Below are 13,507 nucleotides of genomic sequence, written 5' to 3'. Positions count from 1 at the left end.
TAAACCACCTTGCTTCTGGATGCAACAAGTACGGTCGTATACGAATGATTCTTCGACTTTTTCGCCGCAAAAACAAAGCAAATGAGACAGTTGTGCTTCGCGTTTACGAGACGATCGTGGCGGCGGCGCGGCAAAAGCGATTTTATTCACAATTTCAGGTGCCTGATACACCATTGGGGCGCTATGAAATGCTTTCAGTTCATATTTTTCTAGTCCTTCATCGTATGAAGGGCGAAAATTCGGCGCTGATGCCGCTTGCACAGGACATCGCGGACGAGTTTTTCAAGGATGTCGACCATTCCTTGCGAGAATTGGGAATCGGTGATCAGGGCGTTCCGAAGCGGATGAAGAAGCTCGCTCGGATGTTTTACGGCCGCGTCAGTTCTTACGGAACGGCACTGGATAATAATGACGAAGAGGCATTGGCAGCGGCTCTGACAAGAAATATTCAGCCTGATCTCGAATTATGGCCGCATTCTCACCATTTGAGTGCGTATGTGTTCGCGTGCCGGGATTTGCTTGCAAAAACCGATGACAGCGTTTTGGCAGCAGGTGATGTTTCCTTTATGAATGTCGACGACATGGCGCTATCGCCAACTGATACGAAGAAAAAGGCTGAGAATAATGACTGATAAACCGGCACTGACTTATCCCGTTCCGGTTCTGCATCTCCCCCACAAGGGTTTGACGGTGAAGATAGGGACGAATGAAAAGGAAAGAGTGGCATTGGCTGATGAGCACGGCCTTGTGTCGGTTAAATCTTTTGATGCCGAATTCTTGCTGACGCCTTGGAAAAAGCGTGGCATCCGCATTCGCGGAACGATCAAAGCAGACGTAGTGCAGTCATGTGTGGCAACGCTTGAACCACTGGATGCAATTATTGACGAGCAGGTCGATACGATTTTTGTGCCTGAGGATTCCCGCCTCGCTAAAATCCAGCTTGATGAGAGTGGTGAATTGCTGCTCGATGCGGAAGGCGCAGATATTCCAGAGACATTTGTTGGCGATAAAATTGATTTGGGCGCTGTCGCGGAAGAGTTTTTTGAGCTGGCCCTTGATCCTTACCCGCGCAAACCGGGACTGCCAGATGAGGCGGAGCCAGTGATTTTTGGTGATGTGGATGAGGAAGATAAGCCTGATTCGCCTTTCGCAAAGCTATCAGACTGGTCTAAGAAGCCGTGATTTAACGGGTGCTTGATAGAATCTGGTTGTGCATGACCGGAAAAACACTATTTTCGCGGAAAAGCTCTCTGTTTTTAAAATGCAGATTTGGGGCAAGGGATCGCACAGGATTAATCAAGAGTGATAAAAATTTCGATTGACGCCATGGGCGGTGATTTTGGCCCTGAAGTGGTCATCCCAGGTGCGGCGAAGGCGCTTGAGCGTCATCCTGATATCCGGTTTATTTTCTTTGGTTTGGCCGGACAGGTCGAGCCTGTATTGGCACGTTATCCGAAACTTCAGGCCGTATCCGAGTTCCGCGCCAGTGAAGTGGCCGTCAAAATGGATGACAAGCCTAGTCAGGCGTTGCGCGCTGGTCGTGGCAAGTCGTCGATGTGGCAGGCTATCGAAGCCGTAAAAACCGGCGATGCAGATGTGTGTGTGTCTGCGGGCAATACCGGCGCGCTGATGGCTATGTCGAAATTCTGCCTGCGTATGCTCTCCGATGTTGAGCGACCTGCCATTGCTGCGATTTGGCCGACCTTGAAGGGCGAATGCATTGTGCTGGACGTCGGCGCGACCATTGGTGCGGATGCACGTCAATTGGTGGACTATGCAGTGATGGGTGCTGGCATGGCGCGGGCACTCTTTGAAATTCGCAAGCCGACTGTTGGGCTTCTGAATGTCGGCACCGAAGAAGTCAAAGGCCTCGACGAAGTAAAGCAAGCAGCGCAGATTCTGCGCGATATGCCGCTTGATGGCTTGCAGTATAAGGGTTTTGTCGAAGGAAATGACATTGGCAATGGTGCCGTGGATGTGGTGGTGACAGAAGGTTTTACGGGCAATATTGCGCTCAAGACCGCTGAAGGCACTGCTCGGCAAATGGGTACATTGCTGCGTCAGGCCATGAGCCGCACACTGCTTTCAAAAATCGGCTATATCTTTGCTAAGGGCGCATTTGATCGCATCCGCGAAAAAATGGATCCGAATAAGGTCAATGGCGGCGTATTGCTTGGCATGAGCGGCGTTGTTATCAAAAGCCATGGGAGCGCGACTGCCGAAGGTTTCTGTTCAGCGATCGAAGTTGGCTATGACATGGTTCGCAACAAGCTGCTCGAAAAAATCGAAGTCGATCTAGCGCATTTCCACCACAGTCATCCGCAAACTGCGTCGAATGATGGTAGTGAAAGCACAAAATAATAATAGGCCTCGCTAGGGGGCACGAATTCTGACCGGCAGAAAAGCCTGCTACGGTCACGCAGGACAGGAAAAATAACGATGATAAGATCTGTCGTAAGAGGTATTGGTTCGGCATTGCCTGAGCGGATCATGAAGAACTCCGACTTCGCGGGCGTGATTGAAACCTCCGACGAATGGATTGTTCAGCGCACAGGTATTCGTCAGCGTCACATTGCGGGCGAGGGCGAAACAACTGTATCGCTCGGTGCCGCAGCAGCGCGCGCCGCACTTGAAAATGCCGGTATCGAGGCGTCTGATATTGATCTCGTGCTCGTGGCAACATCGACGCCGAACCATACATTTCCAGCCAGTGCTGTTGAAATTCAGCGGGAGCTGGGAATTACCACAGGCTTCGCGTTTGATCTGCAGGCCGTTTGCAGTGGTTTCATTTACGCCATAACTACGGCGGATCTTTATATCCGCGGCGGTCTGGCGAAGCGTGTTCTGGTTATCGGCGCAGAAACATTCTCGCGTATTCTCGATTGGAATGATCGCACAACCTGCGTGCTGTTTGGTGATGGTGCGGGTGCACTCGTGCTTGAGTCGGCAGAGGGCAAAGGCCTGACGTCTGATCGCGGTATTCTGACAGCGAATCTCCGTTCGGATGGCAATCACAAAGAAAAGCTTTTTGTTGATGGCGGACCATCGACCACGCAAACTGTTGGCCATCTGCGAATGGAAGGCCGTGAAGTTTTCAAGCATGCTGTGGGCATGATCACGGATGTGATTGAGGCTTCTTTTGCAGAAACCGGACTGACAGCTGAGGATATTGATTGGTTTGTGCCGCATCAGGCCAACAAGCGTATCATCGACGCATCCGCTAAAAAACTGAATATCGCCGAGGAAAAGGTGGTTATCACCGTGGATCGCCACGGAAATACCTCCGCAGCCTCGGTTCCGCTGGCGCTTGCAACGGCTGTTGCGGACGGGCGGATTAAGAAGGGCGACCTCGTTCTTTTGGAAGCTATGGGCGGCGGATTTACATGGGGCGCAGTTCTATTGCGCTGGTAATTAGAAAATTGATAGGCCGCGAGGAAACTCGCGGCTTGACCGAACCACTTTTATTTGTGTAACCTCCTGTCACTTAAGGATATTATCTGTTCAAACACTAACCAGGCAGGTTCGGTTATGGGAGGTAAGACGGTCACACGTGCTGATCTGGCAGAGGCTGTTTATCGTAAGGTAGGCCTGTCCAGAACAGAATCGGCGGCTCTGGTCGAGATGATCCTCGATGAGGTCTGTGACGCTATCGTAAACGGGGAAACCGTGAAACTGTCGTCCTTTGCGACATTTCAGGTCCGTGACAAGAATGAACGTATCGGCCGTAATCCGAAGACGGGTGAAGAAGTTCCAATTCTTCCGCGCCGCGTGATGACATTCAAGGCTTCCAACGTTCTGAAGCAGCGCATTTTGCAAGAACATCAGAAGCGCAGCGCAAAAAGCGCTAAGTAAAAATTCAGATTAGTTTGCACTAGAGCAGTTTCATGAGTTCAGCCGCCCGTTTCGATGGGCGGCTTTTTTATTTCACCATTGAAGCGAGGTGAGACTTTCTACTATCAACAATCTAATTGCGTATTTCCTGTTATTCTGAAGAGGTGCTTATCAGTTCCTGATATTATATATTCCTTATTAAGGCTGAGTCGGGTCGCTAATATGAGACGCCGAGAAATTGGGGCTTTTCGTCGGTTTTTTTTATGATAAACGCCGTTGGATTATTGTGATATTATGGCACGTACTGATTGAAGTACTGATTGCCATTTGAACTATCTGGACTGGCAGGGGAGGCTTTGAGGCTCACCAAACCACTGGAAAGGCAAGCAGATGGATAAAAGCCCTGACGCATTCAGGACGATTAGCGAAGTTGCAGAGGATCTTGATCTTCCGCAGCATGTTCTGCGTTTTTGGGAAACGCGTTTTACCCAGATTAAGCCTATGAAGCGTGGCGGTGGGCGACGCTATTATCGCCCGCTCGATGTTGAATTGCTTAAAGGTATTCGGCATCTGCTTTATGATCAGGGTTATACGATCAAAGGCGTGCAGCGCCTTCTGCGCGAAAATAATGCGCAATTCATAATTGCGCTCGGTAATGGCGATGTGCAGGCTATCGATGCTATTACACGCCAGAAGCAGGCAGCCGCTGAAAAGCAGGCAATGGAAAATGCTGCTGATAACGAAATGGCATTGCCGAACGGCATTAAGGCACCGCAGCCAGCGCGCAAGCTATTTGGCCTCTTGAAGGGCGAAGAAGACGGCCCGATTGGTGCTGACGGTAAACGAGCATCCAAGGACAATAGAAGTCTTTTGCAGGAAGCGCTATTTGACCTTCTTGAATGCAAGCGACTTTTGGATCAGGTTCGCTGATATCGGATAAAAAGGGAGGCATTTGCCTCCCTTTTTATGTTTTAGGTCGACGACAGCTTTAGTCCGATTATACCTGCAAGGATAAGCATTACGCTGGCGATACGGAAAAAGCTCGCCGCTTCACCGAGAATGAAAATTCCCACCAAAAACGCACCAACAGCACCAATCCCGGTCCAGATGGCATAAGCAGTGCCTAATGGAAGGGTTCGCATTGCAATAGAAAGCAGTGCGAAGCTGCCTATCATCGTCACAATAGTTATGACGCTGGGGGTGAGGACCGAAAATCCCTCAGATTTTTTCATGAAATAGGCCCATATGACTTCAAGGCCTCCAGCTATTGCCAGATAAATCCATGCCATTTTATTTTGCTCCTTGGATATGGGCCGTCCCATGATTGAAATATCGAAAGGTCGTCCTTTCGAGATAAAAATCCATTTTAATGTGAAGGATGCAGAGCATCATTGAGATACATGCAGCTCAGCATTGTGAAGACATAAGCTTGGATCACTGCCATCAACAGTTCAAGTGCTGTCAGCGCAACAGTCATCGCGAGAGGCAGAATTGAAGACAGCAAGCCCATTGTTCCCAGACTGCCTAAGCCAACGACGAAGCCTGCAAACACTTTCAGCGTGATGTGTCCCGCCAACATAACTGCAAACAACCGCACGGAATGACTGATTGGTCGTGAAATATAGGACATCAGTTCAATTGGCACGATGATCGGCGCAAGAATTGCGGGGACTCCCGCTGGCATAAACAGTCTGAAGAACTTGAAGCCGTGTTTAAATAAGCCGTAAATCGTCACCGTTAGAAACACCAGCATTGCCAGTGCAAATGTCACGATGAGCTGACTTGTGACTGTAAATGCGTAAGGAAACATGCCGATCAGGTTTGCGGCCAGAATGAACATGAAAAGCGAGAATACCAATGGGAAAAACTTCATCCCATGCTGTCCGGCATTCTCGCGAATTGTCTGCGAAACAAATTCGTAAAGCATTTCGGCTGAAGATTGCAGACGTCCCGGTACAACTTTACTGCGGCGTGAAGCAATAAACAAAAAACCTGCGGCAATCGTGACAGTCAGCAGCATATAGAGTGCAGAATTTGTGAAAGCGATCTGCTGGCCGCCTAGTGTGCCAAGCTCGACAATAGGTTTGATCGCGAATTGTTCTATAGGTCCAGCCACGGAACACCCCTTAATGGGGCCGTCCCCTATGCGAACACAGACGCGGGTCGTCCCGCGCACGTTTCAGATAGCTATGTTTTTTGCGGCTGACAAGTGTGGTGTCATCTCCGATCTACGAAAACTTGATTAAGCTGCACTGGATCGACCCGCCATTTACGCTATTCTAACGGACACCTAACAATTTGGAGACTGACCAATGGCACTTTCACGACGAAATTTTATTGTCGCTGCTTCCGCCGCAAGCGGTGGAATGGCTTTGGCCCCCTTCAAAAGTGATGAAGCGAAAGCAGAAACTGCGTTGTCCAAAATTGAGAACCCAGGTTTTCATCGCTTCCAGTTTGGTGATTTTGAAATAACGACGCTGTCAGACGGGCGACGGGCAGGCGAGGCACCTGAGAAGACTTATGCCATAAACCAAGATCCAAAGGATGTTGCAGCGCTGCTCGAAGAAAATCTTCTGCCGACAGATCGCTTTGTAAACAGCTTCACTCCGGTTCTGATCAATACAGGCAAAGAACTTGTTTTGTTCGATACCGGGATGGGGGCAGGCGCTCGTGAGGCAGGGCAGGGCAAGCTTATCAGCGCACTTGAGGCTTCGGGCTATAAGGCGGATGATGTATCGCTCGTTGTACTCAGCCATTTCCACCCTGATCATATTGGCGGGCTGATTGAAGACGGTAAACCAGCTTTTGCCAATGCGCGTTACGCGGCTGGTCAGAAAGAATATGACTTCTGGACAGATCCAGCACGGCTTGAAACGCCAGCAAAAGGTGTCGCCCAACTGGTCGATAAGAACGTGAAGCCTCTGGCCGAAAAGATAACCTTTATCGATGATGGCAAGGATGTTTTGTCGGGCATTCAGGCTGTCGGAGCTTACGGTCACACGCCGGGGCATCTGGCTTTCCGCGTTGAATCAGGTGGAAAGTCGTTAATGCTTATTTCCGATACAGCAAATCACTCGGTCATCACCCTGCAGCGTCCAGACTGGCATGTTTCCTTTGATATCGACAAGGAAATGGCGGCTGAAACCCGTAAGCGCATGTTCGATATGATTGCGACGGATAAGCTTCCATTTATTGGCTATCACATGCCGTTTCCATCGCTTGCATATTTGCAACGCGATGGTGAAGGCTATCGTTATGTGCCTGAAACTTATCAAATTCGAACCACATAAGACGCTCAGCGAGTGGTGCGCGGGCATTCGTTTTGGATAATCATCAAAATAGACCTTGCACCACAAGCCTTTATATCATAGGGCTTTTTCATGGTCCGGAGCGTAGCGCAGCCCGGTAGCGCACTTGACTGGGGGTCAAGGGGGCGCAGGTTCAAATCCTGTCGCTCCGACCAAACAAATCAACGGGTTAGATCGGTTTTTAGTCTTGCCTGTTCTGGTTTTCCTCTCTCGGGGTAACTGGTGGGGTAACGAATAAATCCTACCCAGCCCGTTTGAAATAATCTGTTAAAAACAAAAAAAAGCCCCGCCCGGCGATTAACCGGACGGGGCTTTTCTATTCTTCTTTAACTTTGAGCTTGCGCGCAATCACGCCGAAGACAATGTCGGAAATCCACATTGCTATTACGCCGACCATAAACGCCGTTGCATTATGCACGGCGACACTTTCCGGACCGGAAGGGACCGGAAAATTGAAGTGATGCGCGTAATGCATAATCGGCGTTGTCAGATAAGCTGCGGCGAGTGCTCCGCAGATTGGGGATATAAAAACCTCGCGTAGCTTGAATTGCTTTCGTGAAAGCGCTCGCAGAAAGCCGCCTGCCGTTCCCGCAATTATGAAGTTCGGATTTAAGCCGAGGTTTGAAAGAAAATCATGCAGGCTCATTGCACCACGCCTTTCGTGCGGCATTGTTTCCGCGTATCTCGATGCGCGTTTGTGTCGTGTCATTCTGGCTTGACGAGATCGGCAGCCAGACCGGGCAAACCGACTTTTCCGCCACATTTGAGTTAGTCCCTTGTCCACTCGTCATCGAGCATCCCGCTACGAGCATCGCGTTCAGCATCAGAACGAGCGCTGGAAGCCTTGCCGACTGTTTCAATATTGCGCTCATAGCCTTTGACCTTCCCCTCTAAATCTTCTGCTTTTTGGGCCTTTTTTCCCATCGAGAAGAATTTAAGCGCTGCGGCGATTGCTACGGCCGCCCCGCTAAATAGCCACAATAAAAAGCTGCTCATTGCTCACCGCCTGCGGAGAGCCTCGGTTCGACGAGATCGGTAATCCGATCGTCTGTTAGCTTGAAGAACTTCACCGCATCGGGAACCGACGAGCGAACGTATCGAATTGCGGTCTGCCTGCCGCCACCTCTCGCAAGAGCGAGGCGGGCGGCATTTTCAAGAGCAGATTGTAAAGCGTCACGGTGCTTTGCTTCGATCGCGATCCCCGTCCACTCCGTCACTTTCTTTAATAAAAAGCCGAGAGCGATAGCGATTGCCGTCGCAATAATATCGAAGATAATCGGGCTTATACTATCGAACGCCTGCTCGACGTAGGGATCGACGCCATTAGCCGAAGCACCTGACACAGCAACAAATGTTGCAATCAGCGACAATGTAAAAAGCGATATGAACGCTACAAGAAGTTGTTTTGTCTTGTTCATGACTGCCTCACAGGTACGATTTGACAAGAGCGCGGAAGGCGTCGCCAACTTTCCGAGCAGTGTTGAGGGCCGGGTCGAAAGGGAGGATCGCAATGTCCCATTTTCCTCGCTGCGTTATGCCGAGAGTTCCTTGCACTTCCGCATGGGAGAGAACCGTTTCCGGGGTAACTGCGATTGAGTAACGCCGACATAGTTGCGCAACAGCTTTTGCAGCTGCGTCAAACTGCTTTGCTGTTATCGGGTATTTGCCCGCATTGAACGGCCGCTCGATCGCCCCCGCCATTCCGCAAAGGGAAACGCCTATCGAGCCGGAGTTGCAATTCAGTGTATGGGCCGCATATCCGGGCTTAACCGGCGACTGGTTGAGATCGATCGAAGGTACGCCGCGAATGAGTGAACCGTCACTTTCGACGAGAATGTGATAGTGAGTTCTATCGAAGTCCGTCGCCTTGTTTGCCCCGGCGGTCCAGTGAAGGATAATGCGGGCCATTGATGCGCTTGGAAGCCATGATGCGGGGATCGTTCCCGAGGTTCCGGAAGGCGCGCCCTCGGGCTGATTTGCAGCGGAGAGCGCGTCTAGCGCGCTACTCATTGCCCCGATTGTTTTAGGTCCGATCTTTCCGTCCGCAATCCCGGCACTAAACCCGAGCGAGTTAAGCCGAACTTGGATTTCTTTTAACGTGGTCATTTCCGCTCCAAACAAAAAAAGGGCCGCGAAAGCGACCCTTTGAAACGTTGTGTGAGATTGATTTACGGGGCGGCATTCCAGCCGCCGCCACCTCCCATGTCCGGCATGGGTGGCGATTTTGATTTTGAACGTTTCCCCTTTCGGCTTTTGTTCGACTTCTTACGACTGTCTTTCCCGGCTTCGCCTTGAGGCTGTTTGAGATCGAGCCGCGTTACCCACCCTGTCGAGCGAGAGAAATCTTGTTGAACGGTATCAATTCGATAGGTTCCGTCGATGCCTGGCCTTGAGCCTTCGAGGATAACCGAACCCTCCGGCTGCGCGTCGGAGTTGCCGTCGATCGTTATCGATCCTTCGCCTTTGCCGCGTTCGCTATCAGTCTTTCGGCTTTCCGACGCCCGCTTCGCTTCGTCCTGATCTCCGGCCGGGTAACGGCTGGTAAACTCGGCGTCGGCGTTGTCATCCTCAATCTCAACTTCTTCGGTTTTCCAAGTACCCGTTTTCGTATCGTAATAGCGGGTCTTTGCCTTTGAATACCGAGGCCGCCCCGTTACCGGAGCAATGTCCCACGAGATTAGATTGTCGCCGTAAGTCGCCCGGACAGTAGCAAGCTCTTTTCCTCCGGCGGATCGGCCGCCGTTGCGCTTGGCAAAAATTGCAACGTCATTTGATATTTTGAACGTAGCCCCGGTTTCGCGCGCGAGCCGCTCTCCGAAGTGGATAAAGCTTTCACCCTGCATCGCCCAATAAGGACGAGATATTTCCGCAAGCTCTTTATCGACACGAACCGTCTCAATACCGGCCAACTTTGCGGCCTCTCCGAAAACGTCTCCGAGCTTTTTGTTATCCCAATGCTTTTGCTTCTGCTCTTTCGCTTTGCCTTGTGCGTCAAAGCCTTTTCCGGAAATCGAAAGCATTCGGCCGCCCGACCGGGAGCCGGTCGAGCGGACTTCATCCACAACGCCGCGAAAGGCAACGGCCGCACCCGTATCGTTAGACCCGAGCGAGATCGAGATTACCGCACCTTCTGACGGGAGAAGAATAACGCCGTCGCTATCGTCGAGATCAATCCGACACGTATCGCTTGAAGCCCCGGCTTTGTCAGTGATGCTTAAATTTGTGAGACGAGGGAGGAGCGCACTCGAAATATCCTGCCCGTCAACCATGACGATGCAAGTCGTTTTTTTAACAATTGCATTCATGGCTTAATCCCAAAGATGAACGATATTGCGCTCTTTCTTTTGAAGCTCTGGCGCATCTATCGGGAAGCGGATCGCGGTCCCAACCGGAATGAATACGCCAAGGTCAGCAAGCCCCGGATTGAGATCAAGGACGCGCTCAATAAATCCGCTACTCTGCTTTTTGAACCTTCGCCAAATAAGCAAAGAAAGGGTTATTGCCTCGCCCTTAACAATAATGGTTTCAATGCTGTTTTGGTTTGTCATCCGAGCATACCTATAACCGTGGCAAAGAAATCCGCATCTTGCGGAGCGTCCGCTCTCTGTAGCGAAATCTCGACGTCAATAGTCTGGCCCACACCTTGAGCGTTGAGATAGCCGCTTGTCGCGCCAACGTTGCTAACGACAAACCAGCCGAGCGGAGTTCCGTCGCCGCGCATGAGATATTGTGGAATGCCGCTGCGACGGATTGTTTGAAGCTGTTCAAGCGAGTTAAGGCCGCCGAGTTTTGCCGGAAAGAGCTTTACAGAAATTGTAAAGTTTTCGGCCGCCTCGCCGACAAATTCGAGAGGAGGGCGACGTCCCATAACGGGTTTTTCAACGTAATCGCCGCCGCTCTCGCTTCCAGTGCCTACCGGGTTGAAGGGCCAAACCTCAAACCGTAACGCTCCGAAAACCATCAACATTATTCAACTCCTATGTCAGCATGCACGCCGGAGATTGCGGACATATCGAGACGAGGCTTGATCGTCGGCGTAAGGGTTGTCGAGAGTATCGCTTGAAGATCGGCGACGAGTTGAGCGGCCTTCGCCTTTGCTTCAATGGCTTGCTGCGCAAAGGCAGAGTTGAAGCCGCCCATTGTTTCATTTGCGGCCGAAGCGCCGACCGATGGATCGCCTTGAGGAGCAAGAGCTTTCGCATCGGCTTCGAGCATTGCTCTCTGCGTTTGCAAAGCGTCTCTTTCCGGGTTTGGCATATCACGCATAGCCGGATGCGTGTTTTTGCTTATCTGCTCAAGCCGAGCATCTATTGCCGCTTGGCGCTCAAGAACGTAAGCCAGTTCGCCCGCCGTGGCAGCCGACGAACTAGTGCCGCTCGCGCCTGTCTTTTCATTATCGAGGCCAAGCCACGAGCGGGGCGTTCCGATATTTTTCTCAAGCCATTCATTCCAGCCGTCTGAACGTTTCGAGTTGGCTTCGACAAAAGCTTTAAACTCTTTTTCGTCGGTCGGGATTGCCGAGACGGCTTCATATGCAAGATAGCCGCCGAGCAAACCACGGCCCAAGACCCCCAAAGCTCCAACACCACGACCGCCACTCGTTGCAGCGCCAGCCGCTGCCCCGGCTGCCGCCGAACTTGCTCCTCCGGTAGCCGCTGCGGCCCCGCCAGCGGCTGCGGCTCCTCCGACCCCCATCGCAGCGGCTGCAACGCCGAGCGTTCCTTTCCCTAGGGCTACAGCAAGGCGCATAATCCCGACGAGCGAAAGAAAGAATGAGAGAACGCCACCGCCCACGATAGCAATCGGGCCGAGAGCGCCAGCAATCAGGAGGGCATAGGTTCCAAACTCGAGCATCTTCGGACTGCTCTCGGCCAGAGACTTTAATCCGTCCGCAGCCCATTTGAAGGCTTCCGAAGCCGTTTTAAGGACGCCTGCCTCCGCAATGGCGACAAAGAGGTTTTCGAGAGAAGCCTCCATTTCCGCCCAATCGCCGACAATCCCTTTCATCATGGTTTTTGCCATGCGATCGGTTGCGCCTTTGGCACCGTTTTCGACGTCTGTAAGCGCCTTATCGAGATCGCCCGCGAGAAGCGTTATTAATCGCGCGCCCTGCCGCGCGTCGAATATTCGGGCAATATCGCCAAGGTCCGCACCCTTTTCCCGAAGCGCGCGAATAAAACCGAAGAAATCGACTTCGGACCCTGCGGCCGTCAAAACGTCTGTTATCGTTTCGGCGAGTTTGGATTTATCGACTGCGGAGCCGTCCCCACCAATAATCGAAGTGAGACGCTCGGTTAGCTTCGCGAGGGAACCGTTTACTTTCTTGTCGTTTAATACCTGCTCGATTTGCTTTGCATAAGAACTCGCGTCGATGCCATCGACGGCAAGGGATGAAACAACGTCCATCGCGCTAATCTGTCGTCCGCCCTTCACGAACTTTGTAATATCGATATTCATCCGCGAAAGGGCCGCGATCATCGGCTTTGTAGGCCGAACCATCCGGACAAGGGCGGATCGCATGGCGACGCCTGCCTCGCTGGCACGGATACCGTTTCGAGCCATAACCATCGATGCGGCCGCAACTTCTTCGATCGACATACCCGCAGCGGCAGCCATAGGGCCGACATACTTAAAAGTCTCGCCCATCATACGAACGTCAGTATTTGAGTTCGATGAGGAGTAGGCGAGGGCATCGTTTACCCGCGTCAAACTTTCATTTGCCTGCTCAACCGTCTTCATAGGCAAGCGCATTGCCGTCAGAATGTTGGTGGCAATGTCTGCGCTTTCCTTGATCGCAATATCGCCCGCAAGGGACAGATTAAGCATTCCTTTCATGGAACCCATGATCTGATCGTACTTGAACCCGGCGCGGCCGAGTTCGTAAGCGCCTTTCATAATCTCGGAATTTGTCGCCGGGAAAAGTTCATTGAGTTCTTTTGCGTAATTCTGGATCGTCTTGCGCTGGACGTCGGTAACATCGGTAACAGCCTGCAAGGCATTCGACGTTTTCTCGAAATCATAAACCGCACGTCCGCCGAAGAACGCGAGGAAACCGGCGGGCATTGAAAGCCCGGTTGTCATACCGTTAATGTCTTTGCGCAGACGAGACGACGCTTTCCCGACGTCAGTAACCATTGTGTTAACCGCGCCGCCGATTGCTAGACGGCGGGCGTTTGTACTATCGACCGCGTTTCCTATGCCACGGATCGAGTTTGCAGCGGCGCGCGCGGGTGCGGTAACGGCGTCGATCAAGCGCACCGTTAAAACTGATGTCAGGTTAGCCATTTAAATACGCCTCTGCGGAAGTTTTGATGCTGTCTCAAGCCAGTCGACAAGCTCCTCGATTGTGAGATCGAGAAAGAATGTTA

17 protein-coding genes and 1 tRNA gene are annotated in these 13,507 nt (G+C 51.7%); 8 read left to right on the top strand and 10 right to left on the bottom strand.

The window, feature by feature from the left end; genetic code table 11:
• Positions 1–44: 44 nt before the first annotated feature.
• The 6 genes from J2782_RS05185 to J2782_RS05160 all read left to right on the top strand — a co-directional run bounded on the left by J2782_RS05185 (position 45) and on the right by J2782_RS05160 (position 4,761).
• Positions 45–632, top strand: coding sequence for a ubiquinol-cytochrome C chaperone family protein (locus J2782_RS05185; protein ID WP_310011084.1), 588 nt, complete (start codon positions 45–47; stop codon positions 630–632).
• Entirely contained in the window at positions 625–1,182 is a 558-nt protein-coding gene (locus J2782_RS05180) for a YceD family protein (RefSeq protein ID WP_310010533.1), read from the top strand. Before J2782_RS05185 ends, J2782_RS05180 begins: the two co-directional genes overlap by 8 nt.
• Positions 1,183–1,302: 120 nt before the next feature.
• Positions 1,303–2,361 carry a phosphate acyltransferase PlsX gene (plsX, locus tag J2782_RS05175; RefSeq protein WP_310010532.1) on the top strand — a complete coding sequence of 353 codons (1,059 nt, stop codon included), beginning with the start codon at positions 1,303–1,305 and terminating at the stop codon, positions 2,359–2,361.
• A 78-nt stretch (positions 2,362–2,439) separates the two neighbouring features.
• A complete protein-coding gene (locus J2782_RS05170) occupies positions 2,440–3,411 on the top strand; it encodes a beta-ketoacyl-ACP synthase III (RefSeq protein ID WP_310010531.1) in 972 nt (323 codons plus the stop codon).
• A gap of 117 nt (positions 3,412–3,528) precedes the next feature.
• Positions 3,529–3,852, top strand: a complete 324-nt coding sequence (locus J2782_RS05165; RefSeq protein ID WP_187545449.1) for an integration host factor subunit alpha — start codon at positions 3,529–3,531, stop codon at positions 3,850–3,852.
• A 369-nt stretch (positions 3,853–4,221) separates the two neighbouring features.
• Positions 4,222–4,761: a MerR family transcriptional regulator gene (locus J2782_RS05160; RefSeq protein WP_250039617.1), complete on the top strand. Its 540-nt coding sequence runs from the start codon at positions 4,222–4,224 to the stop codon at positions 4,759–4,761.
• Between the two features lie 41 nt (positions 4,762–4,802).
• On the opposite strand, the gene sugE is transcribed toward J2782_RS05160, so the two are convergent.
• Positions 4,803–5,120, bottom strand: a complete 318-nt coding sequence (gene sugE, locus J2782_RS05155) for a quaternary ammonium compound efflux SMR transporter SugE (RefSeq protein ID WP_250039619.1) — start codon at positions 5,118–5,120, stop codon at positions 4,803–4,805.
• Between the two features lie 77 nt (positions 5,121–5,197).
• Positions 5,198–5,947 (bottom strand): F0F1 ATP synthase subunit A, encoded by a 750-nt coding sequence (locus tag J2782_RS05150; protein ID WP_310010529.1) that lies wholly within the window; start codon positions 5,945–5,947, stop codon positions 5,198–5,200.
• Between the two features lie 196 nt (positions 5,948–6,143).
• On the opposite strand from J2782_RS05150, the gene J2782_RS05145 reads away from it, so the two are divergent.
• A complete protein-coding gene (locus J2782_RS05145) occupies positions 6,144–7,121 on the top strand; it encodes an MBL fold metallo-hydrolase (RefSeq protein WP_310010527.1) in 978 nt (325 codons plus the stop codon).
• 96 nt (positions 7,122–7,217) lie between these two features.
• Positions 7,218–7,294 (top strand) — tRNA-Pro (locus J2782_RS05140).
• Positions 7,295–7,455: 161 nt separating this feature from the next.
• Here J2782_RS05140 and J2782_RS05135 read toward each other — a convergent pair.
• The 8 genes from J2782_RS05135 to J2782_RS05100 form a co-directional block, all read right to left on the bottom strand.
• Positions 7,456–7,785: a hypothetical protein gene (locus J2782_RS05135; RefSeq protein ID WP_310010526.1), complete on the bottom strand. Its 330-nt coding sequence runs from the start codon at positions 7,783–7,785 to the stop codon at positions 7,456–7,458.
• Between the two features lie 122 nt (positions 7,786–7,907).
• Entirely contained in the window at positions 7,908–8,135 is a 228-nt protein-coding gene (locus tag J2782_RS05130; protein ID WP_310010524.1) for a hypothetical protein, read from the bottom strand.
• Positions 8,132–8,557, bottom strand: coding sequence for a hypothetical protein (locus tag J2782_RS05125; RefSeq protein WP_310010523.1), 426 nt, complete (start codon positions 8,555–8,557; stop codon positions 8,132–8,134). Before J2782_RS05125 ends, J2782_RS05130 begins: the two co-directional genes overlap by 4 nt.
• A gap of 7 nt (positions 8,558–8,564) precedes the next feature.
• Positions 8,565–9,245, bottom strand: a complete 681-nt coding sequence (locus J2782_RS05120) for a peptidoglycan recognition protein family protein (RefSeq protein ID WP_310010521.1) — start codon at positions 9,243–9,245, stop codon at positions 8,565–8,567.
• Positions 9,246–9,307: 62 nt separating this feature from the next.
• Positions 9,308–10,444, bottom strand: coding sequence for a phage late control D family protein (locus J2782_RS05115; RefSeq protein ID WP_310010519.1), 1,137 nt, complete (start codon positions 10,442–10,444; stop codon positions 9,308–9,310).
• 3 nt (positions 10,445–10,447) lie between these two features.
• The gene (locus J2782_RS05110; RefSeq protein ID WP_310010518.1) at positions 10,448–10,687 is read right to left on the bottom strand and encodes a tail protein X; all 240 of its coding nucleotides are present in this window, start codon (positions 10,685–10,687) and stop codon (positions 10,448–10,450) included.
• On the bottom strand, positions 10,684–11,106 hold the full coding sequence (locus J2782_RS05105) for a phage tail protein (RefSeq protein WP_310010517.1): 423 nt from the start codon (positions 11,104–11,106) through the stop codon (positions 10,684–10,686). The genes J2782_RS05110 and J2782_RS05105 overlap by 4 nt, the downstream gene beginning before the upstream one ends.
• Complete coding sequence (locus tag J2782_RS05100) at positions 11,106–13,424, bottom strand: phage tail tape measure protein (protein WP_310010516.1); 2,319 nt, start codon at positions 13,422–13,424, stop codon at positions 11,106–11,108. The genes J2782_RS05105 and J2782_RS05100 overlap by 1 nt, the downstream gene beginning before the upstream one ends.
• Positions 13,425–13,507 lie beyond the last annotated feature (83 nt).

This window comes from Brucella pseudogrignonensis (assembly GCF_031454375.1).
Taxonomy (GTDB): domain Bacteria; phylum Pseudomonadota; class Alphaproteobacteria; order Rhizobiales; family Rhizobiaceae; genus Brucella; species Brucella pseudogrignonensis_A.
This window is presented reverse-complemented; position numbering and strand designations above follow the sequence as displayed.